The 14,602-nt window shown below is 40.2% G+C and carries 12 protein-coding genes; 6 read left to right on the top strand and 6 right to left on the bottom strand.

Going from position 1 to position 14,602, the window contains the following annotated elements:
- Positions 1-23 precede the first annotated feature (23 nt).
- Positions 24-2,453 (bottom strand): glycoside hydrolase family 31 protein, encoded by a 2,430-nt coding sequence (locus M23134_RS13035; protein WP_002696768.1) that lies wholly within the window; start codon positions 2,451-2,453, stop codon positions 24-26.
- A gap of 409 nt (positions 2,454-2,862) precedes the next feature.
- Between M23134_RS13035 and M23134_RS13030 the strand changes: the two genes are divergently transcribed.
- Positions 2,863-3,111 carry a hypothetical protein gene (locus M23134_RS13030; RefSeq protein WP_002696766.1) on the top strand — a complete coding sequence of 83 codons (249 nt, stop codon included), beginning with the start codon at positions 2,863-2,865 and terminating at the stop codon, positions 3,109-3,111.
- 161 nt (positions 3,112-3,272) lie between these two features.
- Complete coding sequence (locus tag M23134_RS13025; protein WP_002696762.1) at positions 3,273-3,569, top strand: hypothetical protein; 297 nt, start codon at positions 3,273-3,275, stop codon at positions 3,567-3,569.
- A 518-nt stretch (positions 3,570-4,087) separates the two neighbouring features.
- On the opposite strand, the gene M23134_RS13020 is transcribed toward M23134_RS13025, so the two are convergent.
- Positions 4,088-4,531, bottom strand: coding sequence for a peptidylprolyl isomerase (locus tag M23134_RS13020; protein ID WP_002696760.1), 444 nt, complete (start codon positions 4,529-4,531; stop codon positions 4,088-4,090).
- A gap of 852 nt (positions 4,532-5,383) precedes the next feature.
- On the opposite strand from M23134_RS13020, the gene M23134_RS13015 reads away from it, so the two are divergent.
- The 3 genes from M23134_RS13015 (at position 5,384) to M23134_RS13005 (ending at position 8,607) form a co-directional block, all read left to right on the top strand.
- On the top strand, positions 5,384-6,682 hold the full coding sequence (locus M23134_RS13015) for a TlpA disulfide reductase family protein (RefSeq protein ID WP_002696756.1): 1,299 nt from the start codon (positions 5,384-5,386) through the stop codon (positions 6,680-6,682).
- Between the two features lie 554 nt (positions 6,683-7,236).
- Positions 7,237-8,124, top strand: a complete 888-nt coding sequence (locus tag M23134_RS38050; protein ID WP_002696754.1) for a leucine-rich repeat domain-containing protein — start codon at positions 7,237-7,239, stop codon at positions 8,122-8,124.
- Positions 8,125-8,136: 12 nt separating this feature from the next.
- Positions 8,137-8,607, top strand: coding sequence for a nuclear transport factor 2 family protein (locus M23134_RS13005; protein ID WP_002696751.1), 471 nt, complete (start codon positions 8,137-8,139; stop codon positions 8,605-8,607).
- 5 nt (positions 8,608-8,612) lie between these two features.
- On the opposite strand, the gene M23134_RS13000 is transcribed toward M23134_RS13005, so the two are convergent.
- From M23134_RS13000 to miaA, 4 genes are all read right to left on the bottom strand, one after another.
- On the bottom strand, positions 8,613-9,557 hold the full coding sequence (locus tag M23134_RS13000; RefSeq protein WP_002696749.1) for a leucine-rich repeat domain-containing protein: 945 nt from the start codon (positions 9,555-9,557) through the stop codon (positions 8,613-8,615).
- 348 nt (positions 9,558-9,905) lie between these two features.
- Positions 9,906-11,945 carry a M3 family metallopeptidase gene (locus M23134_RS12995; protein ID WP_045113509.1) on the bottom strand — a complete coding sequence of 680 codons (2,040 nt, stop codon included), beginning with the start codon at positions 11,943-11,945 and terminating at the stop codon, positions 9,906-9,908.
- Between the two features lie 113 nt (positions 11,946-12,058).
- A complete protein-coding gene (locus M23134_RS12990; protein ID WP_002696744.1) occupies positions 12,059-13,231 on the bottom strand; it encodes an ArsA family ATPase in 1,173 nt (390 codons plus the stop codon).
- Positions 13,232-13,294: 63 nt separating this feature from the next.
- Positions 13,295-14,209, bottom strand: a complete 915-nt coding sequence (gene miaA / locus M23134_RS12985) for a tRNA (adenosine(37)-N6)-dimethylallyltransferase MiaA (RefSeq protein ID WP_002696742.1) — start codon at positions 14,207-14,209, stop codon at positions 13,295-13,297.
- Between the two features lie 250 nt (positions 14,210-14,459).
- Here miaA and M23134_RS41125 point away from each other — a divergent pair, with 250 nt between their 5' ends.
- A complete protein-coding gene (locus tag M23134_RS41125) occupies positions 14,460-14,597 on the top strand; it encodes a hypothetical protein (RefSeq protein WP_002696740.1) in 138 nt (45 codons plus the stop codon).
- The last annotated feature ends 5 nt before the right edge of the window (positions 14,598-14,602 follow it).

Below are 14,602 nucleotides of genomic sequence, written 5' to 3'. Positions count from 1 at the left end.
CAAATTTGCGCAGTATGAACTGCTTAGTTCAAAAATAACTGTGCTTTTCTCTTTTTCCAGACAAAAGTGATGGTCGTTTGATTTTTGGTAGCATCATAACTTAGCGTGATGCTTTTCTTGTCAATCTTCTCTGCTTTCTTAATCGTGGTAAACTTTTTATGATGAATCACCAGGGTCACTTTTCGGTGTTTGGGAGCATTAGGGTAACGATGCTTGCTACGGTTAAACTCTATCTCATAATGACCAGCTTCCTGCTCTGCCTCAAACTCTAGCAACTCGTATTTTTTACGCTTTAGTGCCTCCGCATCTTTTCCATCGTCTTCATACATTTGTCCGTCTTGTTCTCCTTTTAGGTCTTTGTCAAAATAGTAGTGTATAATGAGATTTTCAGAACTATAAGCACTGGTATTGCTCAGGTGGGCTACCATCGGCACAAAAGCTCCTCCGCGTACAAATACTGGAATTTTGTCGGGGGTTACAGCAATAGTAGTGGTGGTTCCACCCTTGTATACTTTGTTGCTCCAGAAGTCTGTCCAATTGTACCCTTTCGGGAAATACACCTGCACTTTGGTTTGTCCTTTTTGCAATACTGGAGCTACCAAAAAATCGTTGCCCCACAAGTAGTTTTTATTCTCTTGGTATAGCTGAGCATTGTTGGGCTCTAAAAAAAACAAGGGGCGCATCAGTGGTGTACCTTTGGTAGCATTTTCATAAGCCAGGGTATAGTTATACGGCAGCATTTGGTAACGAAGCTTTATAAACTCACGCACTATTTTTTGGGTAGAATCGGCATAATAAATTGGCTCAGAAGGTACTGCTTCTTGTGAATGTGGGCGGTAAATAGGTTGAAAAACACCATACTGTAGCCAACGGGTATACAGCTCTGGGCTAAGTTTTCCTTCGGCAAAACCACCCAGGTCGGAGTGCATATAGCCCACTCCTGCCAACCCCATATTGAGGGTAAGTGGAATCTGTGACTGTAGCCCTCCCCAAGTACGGCTCACATCGCCCGACCACGGAATCAACCCAAAGCGTTGTGATCCGGCAAAGCCTGCCCTCATCAATATAAATGGTCGTATACGAGAATATTCTTTTTGGTAGCCTTCGGCAATGAGTTTAGCCCAGTAGTGCCCATAAATATTGTGCACCTCATCTGCCTTGCCTTGAGTATGCCTCATTCCAGCCGGATGCATTTCAGGTTCGCCCAGGTCGCCCCACCACCCGTGCACTCCAGTATCAATATGTTTTTTGTATTGTGCCCAAAACCATTGCTGAGTAGCTGACTGAAAAATGTCTAACAACCCGGTTTTACCAAAATAAAAATCAGGAATAATAAAAGGCTTGCCTTGTTTATCTTTGGTTAGTAAACCTGCTTTGGAAATATGCCCAAAATTTTTGGAGTCAGTGAGCACAAAAGGCTGGGTAATTAATACAGTGTGAATATTTTGCTTTTGGAGGTCGGTTACCAGTCCCGCACCACTTTTCCAGTGGGGGGTATACCAGTCAAAGTCACCCATTGCTACCGACTGTTTAATTTCGCCCTTGCCATACCAGTAATGATCTAAAATGACGGCATCGAGCGGAAAGTCTTTTGCCTGATAAGCTTTTACTACTTTGCGTACTTGTGCTTCGTTACGGTAGCCATAGCGGGTGGCAATATTGCCCAATGCCCAACGCGGAGGCAAAGGCTGCCTTCCGGTAAGTGCAGTATAATGCTCTACCACTTGAGTAAGCGTTGGCGCAGCAATTAAGTAATAAGTCATTTTGCCACCAATGCTCTCAAAAGTCAGTTGATTTGGGTTGGTTTTCCCTAAGTCAATCACTCCTTTAGGAGCATTGTCAAAATAGATGGAGTACTTTTTAGAAGACAACACCAAAGGAATATTATACCCCATTAGTTTCGATTGGTTACTGTAAGCATAGTGGGCTTTATTGTATAGCTCCAGTCGATACCCTCGCCTATTCATTGGCAAAGCCCGTTCTCCAGTACCAAACAACTGTTCTTTTTTGTCAAGATTAAAGGCAAAACCTTTGAGGTAACCTTGCTTACCCTTGGTTTCGAAATACCCAGCGGCTTCGCTGGTTATCAGTTGTTTGCCCCGATAAAACTTTAATTGAAAAGGTGTTTTTTGAATAATTACTTTCAAAGCTGAGGTACTCCACTCAAGCGTTTGACTGGTATTTTTAAGGCTTATTTTAGTGCCTTGGGGCTGTAGTACAACCGCATGCGAAGAATCGGGATTTTGAAAACCCTTTTTCTCAAAAGACACTTCTATAATATAAGGGGTAAATGCCCGGAGGCTGAGTACACCATCATTAGTTTGTATATTTAAGGTATTTTGAGTGCTACGATGGCTTTTGTATTGTCGTTGAGGGTTTTGAGCGTACACATATTGCCCCAACAACAACAGACTCCACAGCAAAACCACTGCAGTTTTAGTATGCTTAGTCATTGTTCTATAAAAGTTGTGATTTTTCTAATTAAGTAATGGACAAAAAATAAGCTACCCCAGTCAACAGCACCTTGAGCAGATGCACTGCTTCAAAAATTTCACCCTGTAAAGGACTACCGAAGCTTTGGCTCCAGATTATCGAAATTACCAGCTATGACAGTACTTTTTCGTTTGTGCACCAACAAGGTATTGGGTTTCTTTGGAACACCTTTATTTTTTCCATTTTACTAAGGAATAAATGTACAGAAAAAGTTTTAAATCTCCTCAATATTGATCAAATCAGATGTTTTTTTACTTCTATTTGTAAATAGAAAGATATTCGAAGCTCTTTACATTCAAACTTTTATCTCGCCCAGAAATTCACTATATTTCTGTGAATACCAATAAGTAAGCTGCACAACCCTATATAATGATTATTTATAACCGAACATATATTGAGCAACATAAGAATTCCCACGAGTTTAAATCAGTCAAAAAAGCCTTCGATTGGTTTATCAAACATACCTACCCTACGCTCAACGCCCAACAAAAAAAGAAGCTAAAGAAAGCAAAACGTGCCCACAAAAAAGGGCATAAATTGTCGATTAAACGAATGAAAAAAATCTTGCAAACCTATGGTGAGTTTGAAGTAGTTTACCGTTTTAAAGCCCCTGGTTGAGCAGTTATTATCGTTTTTTTGACGCAATGAAGGAAGGGATAAAACTGGCTTTTGAAGCTAAAAAAGGCTATATTTACTTTAGATTTCAGAAGAAATTAAGCCCAAGAGGTTCTGTTTGACGACACACCTCAAGGGCTATTGTTAAATTAAAAAATATAACAATGCAAGATAATCAAAATTTACAGGCGCAACCAAATCAAACCCCCGAACAGAAAGCAATTTCTCTGAGGATAGAGCACTTGCTTATTTTTCAGCTGAGTCTACGTCATCGGCTTGAGAAATTTGCCTTTGATGCTGACGATATTCTGGAGTTGATGCCCCGCACCACTCAACCATACAACAGACAATCAGTACAACAAGCAAGTAGTCAACTACAAGCCATGCGCAAAGAGCTGGACTACCTTATCAACGAAGTAAACCTCTGTGCTGGCTTGATTCCGCTGGATGAAGTTGATTGATATAAGTTGCTCTTGATTAAGGAACGTGATCGGGCTGTTTTATTAAATGTATGATGAGTATCTTGCTAATAATAAGCGAGTTAGATGTTTACTAGATGAAGAGTAATTTCATTAACTGAGTCTCTAACGCCCATAAAGGGCTTGAGTAGACATTAGAAATATTAGGAACTAGTCTAAGTAATTATTATAAATCTAATTATCAATGAGTTATCCATCATACATTGTGAAAAACAGCCCGTGATCGCAATAACTGTCCGGTTTAGAACATATCCTCTTTACTGACTTTCGTTACCCCGGCAGTTCCGCCGGGACTATGAGCTTTTATTGTCCGTAGCTATGGCTACGCCCGCAAAAAGTGCCTCAGTCAGCCTTGAGTTTATGCCCTCAATCTCGACACTTATTTTGAACATGTTCCTAAATAAAAAGAGACTGTCTCCTAAAGCAACTCATACCAAATTTTATTTGGCTTAAGTTTACTATGAAACAGTCTCTTTTTAGTCTTGATAATTGGGTAAAAACTATGCTTCTACCTGGTTTACTACGATTTTTTCCATCACATCACCCTCACGAATAGTGTCTATCACTTCAAGTCCTTCTATTACTTTACCAAACACTGTGTGTACACGGTCGAGGTGCTGTGTGTTTTGGCGATTGTGGCAAATAAAGAATTGTGAACCACCAGTATCTCTTCCACGGTGCGCCATAGACAACACCCCTTTATCGTGGTATTGGTTGTCGCCATCCAACTCACAAGCAATGCTATAGCCTGGTCCTCCGGCACCTGTGCCATCTGGACAACCACCTTGTACTACAAAGTTTGGGATCACACGATGAAACGCCAAACCATCGTAATAACCTTCATTGGCAAGTTTTATAAAGTTAGCTACTGTCCCGGGAGCGTCTTTTTCAAAAAACTCTACTTTCATTACTCCCTTATTTGTATGAATGTCTGCTGTTTTCATATCAATTTTTTGTTTGTAATTTATTGGCAAGGTAGGAGATTCGAAAGATAGATAAAAACTTTGCCCGCATCTTAAGGGGTGGTAACCAAATAAATACGCATTTTTAACCTCAGTTTTACCAGCCACACTTCATTAAAATTTATTTTGTAAGCAACTGTCGTGGTGCCATGCCCTTGTTGCCTTGACCAACCAAAACACATTTTACCATAACACTCTTTTTTATAGACTATTCACCTCTTAACACTAGTTTAACAGAGATTTTCTCCCCTAAAAGAATCTTATTGCCGATATATTGTTTACTTTACCACAAGAACTCCTCTCAGCTTTTAATAATGCGCTACAAACCATTCATTTTGTCTATTGACTTCAAGATTGTTTAGCTAAAGTAGGGAGCATTTCTCACGGCTGGCGCACGCATCCCGCGTGTGTTCCTAACACATTAAGATCAAGTAACTTTAAAAGGTGCTTATTTTTAATTGAAGGTGTTGTCTATCAATAGTCCATAGCATTTAGTCCGTAGTCCATAGCGGATTCGAGTAAATGTTTACCCTATTAATCACTGTAAACCAATGGCGTATATTAAATTTGCGTACTTGCTTTATTTTTCAAAGGGTTTCAGTTTTACGTCTAAATTAAATAGTTTTTAAACTTATAACCATTTGATAACCGACCAACGGGAGCTCACCGAAGGTAATCAGTAATCAACTTTGACTAAAATCACTGAGGAGTATTGGCCTATCAGTAATTTAAATAATTCAACTGAAAAGTTAAGTTGACGCTAATACGATAAGAAATCGGGGCTTTGAAGCTGTCCGATTTAGAACATTGTTACTAAGTACTCAATCATCCATTATGAAAAAGATATTTCCACAATTTTCACTAGCGCTGTACACGTTTTTACTCCTGTTTTTTGTGAGTGCCTGCAAACAACCCACTTCAGAAAACAAACAAACTCAAAAAACGCCCCTACTTACCGCTGGTATGTGGCGTGCTACTATACAAACTCCGGGAGGCAAATTGCCCTTTCAGTTAGACATCAAAAAAAACGAGGAAAACCAACAATATACTGCCCATATCATCAATGGCGAAGAACGCATTTTACTTGATGAATTTGAGTTTGTAAAACCTGATTCGGTCAAGATTACTCTGCACGTGTTTGATGCTTACCTTACGGGTAAAATCATTGATGGGAGGCGTATCAAGGGTTTGTGGATAAAAAACGGGCTCAAAAAACCTTATGAGGTAGCGTTTGAAGCTGAACACGGCAAAAACTACCGTTTTGCTCCTGTAGCTGATGCCAATCAACCATTGGTTGACTTTAATGGTAGGTGGCAGGTAGAGTTTACCAAAAAAGATGGGAGCACATATCCGGCTATAGGTATTTTCAAACAACAAAAACGTAAGGTAACGGGTACTTTTATGACTACTACTGGCGACTACCGTTATCTTGAGGGACAAGTAAACCAAGCTGGTGAGCTACAAATTAGCGCCTTTGATGGCAATCACGCTTTTTTGTTTCAAGCCACCCAACAAGGCGACAGTCTCAAGGGGCAGTTTTGGCATGGTAAAAGTGTATACGAAAGTTGGACAGGGATAAAAAACGCCCAAGCTAAATTACCTGATGCCAACAGGCTTACTTACCTAAAACCTGGTCACGACAAGCTTGCGTTTAGCTTTCCTGATATGTTGGGCAAAAAAGTATCGTTGAATGACCCAAAGTTTAAAAATAAGGTGGTGTTGGTACAAATATTTGGCACTTGGTGCCCCAATTGTTTGGATGAAACGGCTTTTTTAGCTCCCTGGTATGACAAAAATAAAAGTCGTGGGGTAGAAATTATCGGTTTGGCTTATGAACGCAGCCCTGAGTTTGCGAAGGCGAAAAAACGCATTGAGAAGATGATTAAACGGTATAATATAGGGTATGACTTTTTATTTGCGGGGCATAATGATAAAAAAGAAGCCGCGAAAACATTGCCAATGCTCAATCATATTTTATCTTTTCCTACCACCATTTTTATTGACCGCCAGGGCAAGGTACGTAAAATACACACAGGGTTTAACGGCCCCGGAACAGGCAAATATTATGAGGATTTTAAAAGAGATTTTAAACAAACAATGGATGAGTTAATCGCTGAAGGGAAAAGTCAATAATTATTATACTAACTGAAGTTACGCAGACCTACTTATTTTGATGGTTATATGGCTTTATTGCTCAATGGTTTGGCTACGCATTGCGCAATAAAGCCATTCAACAATAGAAACAGGTGACCTTCAGAAAACTGCGTAACTTGAGATACTAAGTAATTGACTAAAAAGTACCTACAAAAAAAACACACCCCAAAAACAATGATTTTTGGGGTGTGTAGGTGCTTGCTTTTTATGGAAAAATTAAACTTTTTAGAATGTCTAATTTTATTTATAAGGTAAATCAACTATGCTCTTGTCTATGTATACAACATATATTAGTATAAAGTCAATCAGTTTAGACTAAACAACTTGATATTTCGATAAGTAGCACTATTTTAAGGTTAAACATAACACTTATATTATGACTACTTTGTCATAAATCTCCTTGATAAAAATGAAAACTTTAGAATATAGTAGGGTTTTTGTATATTAACTTTTAAGAATAAGCTAAAACAAGTCATGTCAATGTATGCTTATTCAACTAATATTGAGATTTACTACTTTTTAGGGCTTTTGCCATGGCTAATAATCAACATCTGGACAACTCGTCTGAAGAGCACTTTCAGACCATACTTGAATTACTCGAAACACTGGACAAAAGCAATATCATTGGTGCGTTTCAACTCTCCGAAAACACCTCTAATCTTTCCATTGATATCCTTTCTTACCTTTTTGCTATCTCACTTTTTTTTCCTGACGATTTTGTGACTGAACAGTCCAGATTAATTGTTGAAAACAGTCTGGCTTCAAGCTCCGATGTGTATGCCCTCAGTTATAACTTTGACCTGGAGTACCATTTGGACAATGAGTCAAAGCTTTCTGATTTTTTGTCTGAACTACACTTTGAGTTTAACCTTAACTCTTCTATTGTGGGCAATACTGCCTTGCGGTTATTGAATACAGGTTGGATGTTTTGCCTCCAGCAACAAACTGCTAGTGCCGACCAACTACAGGATTGGATTCATAATCGGGAGCTTTCGCTTGATAACCTCGACATTGAGGAGGTGCCTGCTGCGGTGGGTGGGCTTACTAATTTAAATTTTCTATTTCTTGAGCTCAATCAATTAAGTACCTTGCCAGACGAGATCAGTAACCTTAAATACTTAAAACGTTTGTACCTCAATGATAATTTTTTCAGTGAGTTTCCTGAATGTATATGCCAACTAGAATATTTGCGCGAATTGCGATTAGAGCATAACAAGATAGAAACCGTTACTCCTTTGATAGGTCTCATGACCAACCTTGAGGTGCTACACCTGAGCTATAATCGTTTGACAACCTTGCCCCCCGAAATTGGTCAATTAAAAAAACTACGACGGGTATGGTTGGTAGGAAACCATTTTTCGGGGGCTGAAAAAGTGAAAGTAAAAAAATTGTTTTCTCCCTCTACAATGATAGAAATTTAAACTACTGCTTCTATGAATAGTTTTAAGTCAATTACGGGTTTGATCATTGCCACATTTTTGTACACCTTGCCGCTACATGCGCAACGCTCTACCCAAGCCATCCAAGAAGTAACCCAAGCCATTGAAGCGTTTAATCAAGCATTTTTAACTGCTGATGTAATTTTTTTAGACCAACACCTTACTGAAGAGTACATTCACTCAAACAGTGGCAGTGCCTTGATTGACAAAAAAGGATGGCTCAATTACATCAAAAAACGACACACCCAACTCAAATCAGGACAACTAAAGGTGCATACTTACCAAATGACCGAACTCACAGTGAAGGTATATGGCAATAGTGCCATTGCCAATGGCCTAATCACTTCCAGTGGTGTTTTTCGAGCTAAAAAATTTAAATCTATCATCCGTGTAACACAGATGTGGGTCAAAGAAAAAAACGTGTGGAAACGTGCCGCTTTTCACGACTCGAAGCTCAGTAAGTAACCTGGTCAAAACTTTAATATGATACCAGCAAACTGTCTGGTGAGTTTCTCTTGATGAAGGGGTGCTATGGGGTTGTTCTTCAAATGAATTGCTTTTAAGCTAGGCATTCGCTGGATTATTTTAGGTAAACTAGTTAACTGATTGCTGTGCAAATACAAATACTGAAGTTTGGTTAACTGCACAATCTCTGCTGGTATTTCGCTCAGTTGATTATCGTATAAATTAAGCTCGGTTAAATTTGTTAGCGCCAACACCTGTTTGGGGAAAACCTTGAACTGATTGCCTCCTAAATACAATTTTTCAATTTTTTTTAACTTTTCAAAACCATCCGGCAAGCCCTGCAATTGGTTATGAAACAAACTCACCCTTTGCAACAACCCAAGTTCACTTACTTCTGGAGGTAGGCGATGCAATTTATTGTACTTCAGGTTCAGCGATTTGAGTTTTTGCCATTGGGCTATTTGTGGGGGCAATTCAGTCAAACGACAATAAGTAATAGATATTTCGATGAGGTTGCGCAGCTGCCCTATTTCTTGGGGTAGCTCAAACAATTGTGAGGTAAGTACAGCCAGTGCCGTAAGCTGGGTCAATAAACCTATTTCGGGAGGCAGTGTCAATACCTCATTACGGTATTGGTTGATCATGAGGCGCTCAAGGCTCTCAAAATGCTGTAAACCAATAAAACTCTCTCTTAAGGGTAGGTTATAGTGTTTTAGATAAGGGTTAAAATTCCATTCACGTAAATGAGGAAAAGCTTCTACCAACCCATACCGAACACACATGGCTTTTTTTCGAAGGGCATCGCTCTCTATTTGCATAAAGTACTCAAGCGCCTTGGGCAATCCTCTGCCTTGAATAATTTGCTCGGCAAGTGCTTCATTTTCTGGTTGCCCATTGCAAATGAGTTTTACAAGATTAAGCACTTCTTCGGGTGTATAGTGAACAGGCATTTGTGATTGTTTACGCTATTAAGGAACGGAAAAAAAATAACCCCCGAATCAAGTTCGGGTGGAGGTGCTCTTTCACCCTGATACTTCATTACTTTTTTTAGCCGTAGCTATGGTTACGCCTGCAAAAAGTGCCTCCTCTCAGAATAAAATCCCTACCTCAAAATCGGTAATTTATTTTTTCACCATTCCTAAAACTAAAAAAGGACTGTCTCATAATAACTTCAACTAAAATATTATTTTGAATATTAACCCCTACCTGCCAGGTTTTTAAAACCGTTTTTTCTTAAAAAAAGAAATTTGGTAATGCTTGAATTATGAGACAGCCCCTTAAAACTTCATTACTTTTAGTTACTTACTTTCGATCAAACCGGCACGACGCAACAAAGCTTCTGGTGAAGGCTCTTTGCCTCTAAAGCGTTTGTACAACACCATAGGGTGCTCGCTGCCTCCTTTTGCTAAAATGTTGTCTTTGAAAGATTGGGCAGTTTTGGAATCAAAAATCCCGTTTTCCTGAAAATACTCATAAGCATCAGCGTCTAATACCTCTGCCCATTTGTAACTATAGTAGCCTGCCGAATAGCCTCCGGCAAAAATATGACTAAAACCACAGCTCATGCTATTGTTTTCTTTGCTTTCGGGAAACAAACGCGTCTCCTCCCCTACCTCACGCTCAAATGTTGCAATATCACCAACATTGCGAGGATCTTGAGCATGCCATGCCATATCTAACCTGCCAAAACTAATCTGGCGAACGGTTTGGTATCCTTGCATGTAGTTTGCACTGTCTTTGATGCGTTGAATCAGGTCAGCAGGAATACTTTCCCCGGTTTTGTAATGTTGGGCAAAAATGTCCAGAGTTTCTTTTTCAAACACCCAGTTTTCCATAATCTGCGAAGGTAGTTCCACAAAGTCCCAGTATACATGGGTACCACTCAGGCTTTCATAATTACCACTTGCCAACATCCCATGCAAAGCATGCCCAAACTCATGGAAAAAGGTCAGTACCTCGTTGAAAGTAAGCAAAGATGGGCGAGTTTCGGTGGGTTTGGTAAAGTTGCATACAATAGACACATGAGGGCGCTGCTCTTCCTCATTGACTACTTTTTGCCCTCTAAAGCTGGTCATCCAAGCACCATTGCGTTTGCCTTCTCTTGGAAAAAAATCAGCATAAAACACAGATACATGGCGCCCCTCCTCATCTTCTACCTCATACGCCTTTACCTCTGGGTGATACACCGGAATATCGGCATTGGCTTTAAAGTTGAGCCCATATAGTTTTTTTGCTACTGCAAAAATACCCTCAATCACCTTATCCAACTCAAAATAAGGCTTGAGCATTTCGTCGTCAATATTAAACTTCTCTTTCTTGAGTTTCTCAGAGTAATAGGCATAATCCCAACGCTGCATTTCCTCTATACCATCCAGTTTTTTGGCATAAGACACCAATTCTTGCATCTCTTTGTCAGCTGCGGGTTTGGCATGCTTGAGCAAGTCGTTCAAGAAGTTTTCTACCACCTTGGGGGTACTTGCCATGCGTTGCTCCAGCACAAAATCGGCGTGGGTAGCATACCCCAATAGGTTGGCTCTTTCATAACGCAGGCGCGCAAAGTCTTTTACTATTTTTTGGTTATCGTTGTCGTTGCCTTGACACCCTCTTTTGGCGTAAGCCTTGGCAAGTTTTTCTCGCAATTCACGCTTGCTGGCATAGGTCATAAAGGGCACATAACTTGGGTATTGTAAAGTAAACACCCACCCTTCTTTTTCCATTTGCTTTGCCGTCATTGCGGCCGCCTCACGCACTTGGTCTGGTAAACCTTCAAGATCTGCCTCATCAGTTAAATGCATAGTATACGCATTGGTATCTGCCAATACGTTTTGCCCAAACTGCACCGAAAGCTTCGACAACGCTACATCTATTTCCCTTAACTTTTGCTTATCTGTATCATTTAAATTTGCTCCATTACGCACAAAACTCTTATAAGTTTTGTCTAACAAAGTAGTTTGCTCTGCCGATAGACTCAAGGCTTCTTTTTGTTCGTATACCGCTTTGATTCGAGCAAATAAAGCTTCATCCAACAAGATGTCGTTGCCGTACTCGGTAATCATTGGAAAAATATCTTTTGCCAACTCCTGAATCTCTGGGCTGGTTTCGGCACTATTGAGGTTCGACAATACTCCTGCTACAATATTTACTTTAGACCCGGCACGCTCCAGGGCTTCTACGGTATTGACAAAAGTAGGAGCCTCTGCATTGTCAGTAATGGCTTTTACTTCTGCTTTACCTTCTGTCATTGCGGCTTCTATGGCAGGTTTAAAATGCTCCGTTTTGATTTTATCAAAAGGTACCGTTTCAAAAGGTGTATCAAATTTCTCTAAAAAAGGATTCATAGACATCTATAATATCAATTTATGTTTTTGTCAGTGTTATAAAGTTCAAGATAGTGATTTCTTGTAAGCCAGTCAAAAGTTATAGTGATGCTATACAATGGTACTGACGTGTATTATACCCCTTTCTTTTTGTAGAAAACCACTAGCCAACCTTCGTTGATGGTGTGTTTTTCCATAGTATAAAAGCTCAGGAAGTTAGGCACGAAAAAATTGCGTCTTTGGTTGCCCAATTGTATAACCAACTCTTGCCCTACGCTGGTTACACGGAGGTCTTCACTCCCTTCTTCTACAAAAGGCAAGTGGATTTTTAACAAATAACGACTGCCATTTTCAATGATTTGAAAAGGGGACTCGTTGTACAAAGGCTTTGAAGGATCGCTGTCGGGGTAAAGCAAGGTAGCGATGGTTTTGAGCAAATCGATTCCAAAAACTTCTTCCCCCAAATGTTTTACCTGTGCAATAGGCAGCGGATCAAAACTTTCTTCTATAGTTTGTAAGTACTTCTTTTGGCTCTGAATGTATTTATGGAAAACCGAGTCGGCATCCATTTCTGGAAAGATGCGGTTAATCACCACTGAGTCTACCGGATACCCATACATTTGCAAGTAAGTATAAGCACGTTTAGCTTCTTTGATCACCATTCGCTCCGGGTTTACCACCAAGCGAATAGAGCATATTTCGGGGTTGCTCATGAGTTTTTGCACCTTTTGCAACTTATTAAAAAGCTCATCCAGTTCTTCATACCCTTTGTCTATAGGAATACCCGTAACTCCCCGTACCATAGACCCCACTGCTTTGATGGCATATTTCTGAAAAGGAAATGCTTTGCTCAACCACCACTGGCTCACTTGTGGAATGGTAAGTAAAGTAAGGGTTTCGCCAGTAGGCGCACTGTCAATAATTACCACATCGAAGGCCTTTTCTTCATAATACTTGTCTATCCACAAAAAAGCAGAGGCTTCTTCCATACCGGGCAACGCTGACATTTCTTCTGCCACTACCCGGTTTACCCCTTGTAGCTTAAAAATGGCCAACAACATCTCGCGCATTTGTCCCCAGTACTTTTTCATAGAATAATATACATCTAACTCCTGCCCATAGAGGTTTTCTTGAATAAGGGTAGGCTCAGGCTGTAGCTTTACGTCTAGGGCATCGGACAGGCTGTGCGCCGGATCGGTAGAGATTACCAAGGTTTTATACCCCATTTCGGCGGTTTTTACGGCAGTGGCGGCGGCTATGGTAGTTTTGCCTACCCCACCTTTTCCAGTATAAAGTAGTATGCGCATATTATTCTCATATTTGCAAGTAAAATATCACCTGTTTAACATTCTTAGCACCCTATTTGTTTGTCAATCACTCATTCGTCGATCTACCCAATCTATGATTGTATCAACTTTTTGGGGCGAAAACCAATGGATTTCTTCGTCTCGCCTAAACCAAGTCATTTGTCGCTTCGCATATCGACGACTGTTGCGCTTAAGCAAACGTACTGCCTCGTCCCAATCGTGCTTGTTGTCCATATAGTCAAATATCTCTTTATACCCCACTGTTTGCAGTGCATTGTGGTTTTTGTAAGGGTACAAAGCTTTTACCTCCTCTAACAGTCCTTGCTCCAGCATCAAGTCCATGCGCAAATTAATGCGCTCGTACAACTCTTCCCGGTCACGCTCCAACCCTATTTTTAAAATATTAAAAGGTCGCTGTACTTTATTTTTTTTACGAAACGAAGAATAAGGTTGCCCTGTACTCAAGCACACCTCCAGAGCACGTACTACCCTATGAGGGTTGGCTTGGTCTACCTGTTGGTAATACACCGGATCTAGTTGCTCCAATTGCTGCAATAAAGGCTCAAGCCCTTCTTGCTGGAGCCTCCCCATCAACTGGGCACGAATTTCGGGAGCTACTTCAGGCATTTCGTCTATTCCATCGCACACCGCCTGTATATACAAGCCCGACCCACCCGTAAGGATGGCTACTTGTTTACGGGCAAAAATGTCCTCTAGGCAAACCAATGCATCTTTCTCATAGTCTCCCACATTATAGTCATCCATAATAGACTGAGAATCGATCAGGTGATGAGGAGCTTGCGCCAATTCTTCGGAGGTAGGCTTGGCGGTTCCTATAGCCATTTCACGGTAAAACTGTCGGGAGTCGGCAGACACTATCTCAGTGTCGAAATGTTGCGCCAAACGAATACACAAGGTTGTTTTACCCACTGCCGTAGGCCCTACCACTACCAGCAAGTATTTGTTGAGATTGGTCAATTGTAGCTTATTTTGTAATGATTTAACTATATTTGAGTAATATCAAAAGTCCATAGCAATGACAGGTTCAAGCTTTAAGCAACCAGCTTCGAGTTAGTCCTTGTTTCATTAGCAACTAACAAGTTGATAACTTACTTATTTTTAAGCATTTATAATTTTGTTAATTAAAAGTCCCTGACAAGGGTAAGCATCAAACTAACAAATTCATAACCCATTGAAAATAAGTTTACTATGATTTTATTAGTTGCCTATGAACCGAATCTACAGCAGTTTGCTCAATGCAGTTAAACAGGGTGTAGCTTGCGACTTGTCGCTTGAAACTTGCCCCTGTGGACACTTCAAACTTACACCTACCAACGCTATGGGCTACTGTAATATCAAAGATTAAAGAAT

It is taken from the genome of Microscilla marina ATCC 23134, assembly GCF_000169175.1.
GTDB classification, from domain to species: Bacteria; Bacteroidota; Bacteroidia; order Cytophagales; family Microscillaceae; genus Microscilla; species Microscilla marina.
Note: the sequence above shows the minus strand (reverse complement) of the source record. Positions and strands in the feature narration are given on the sequence as shown.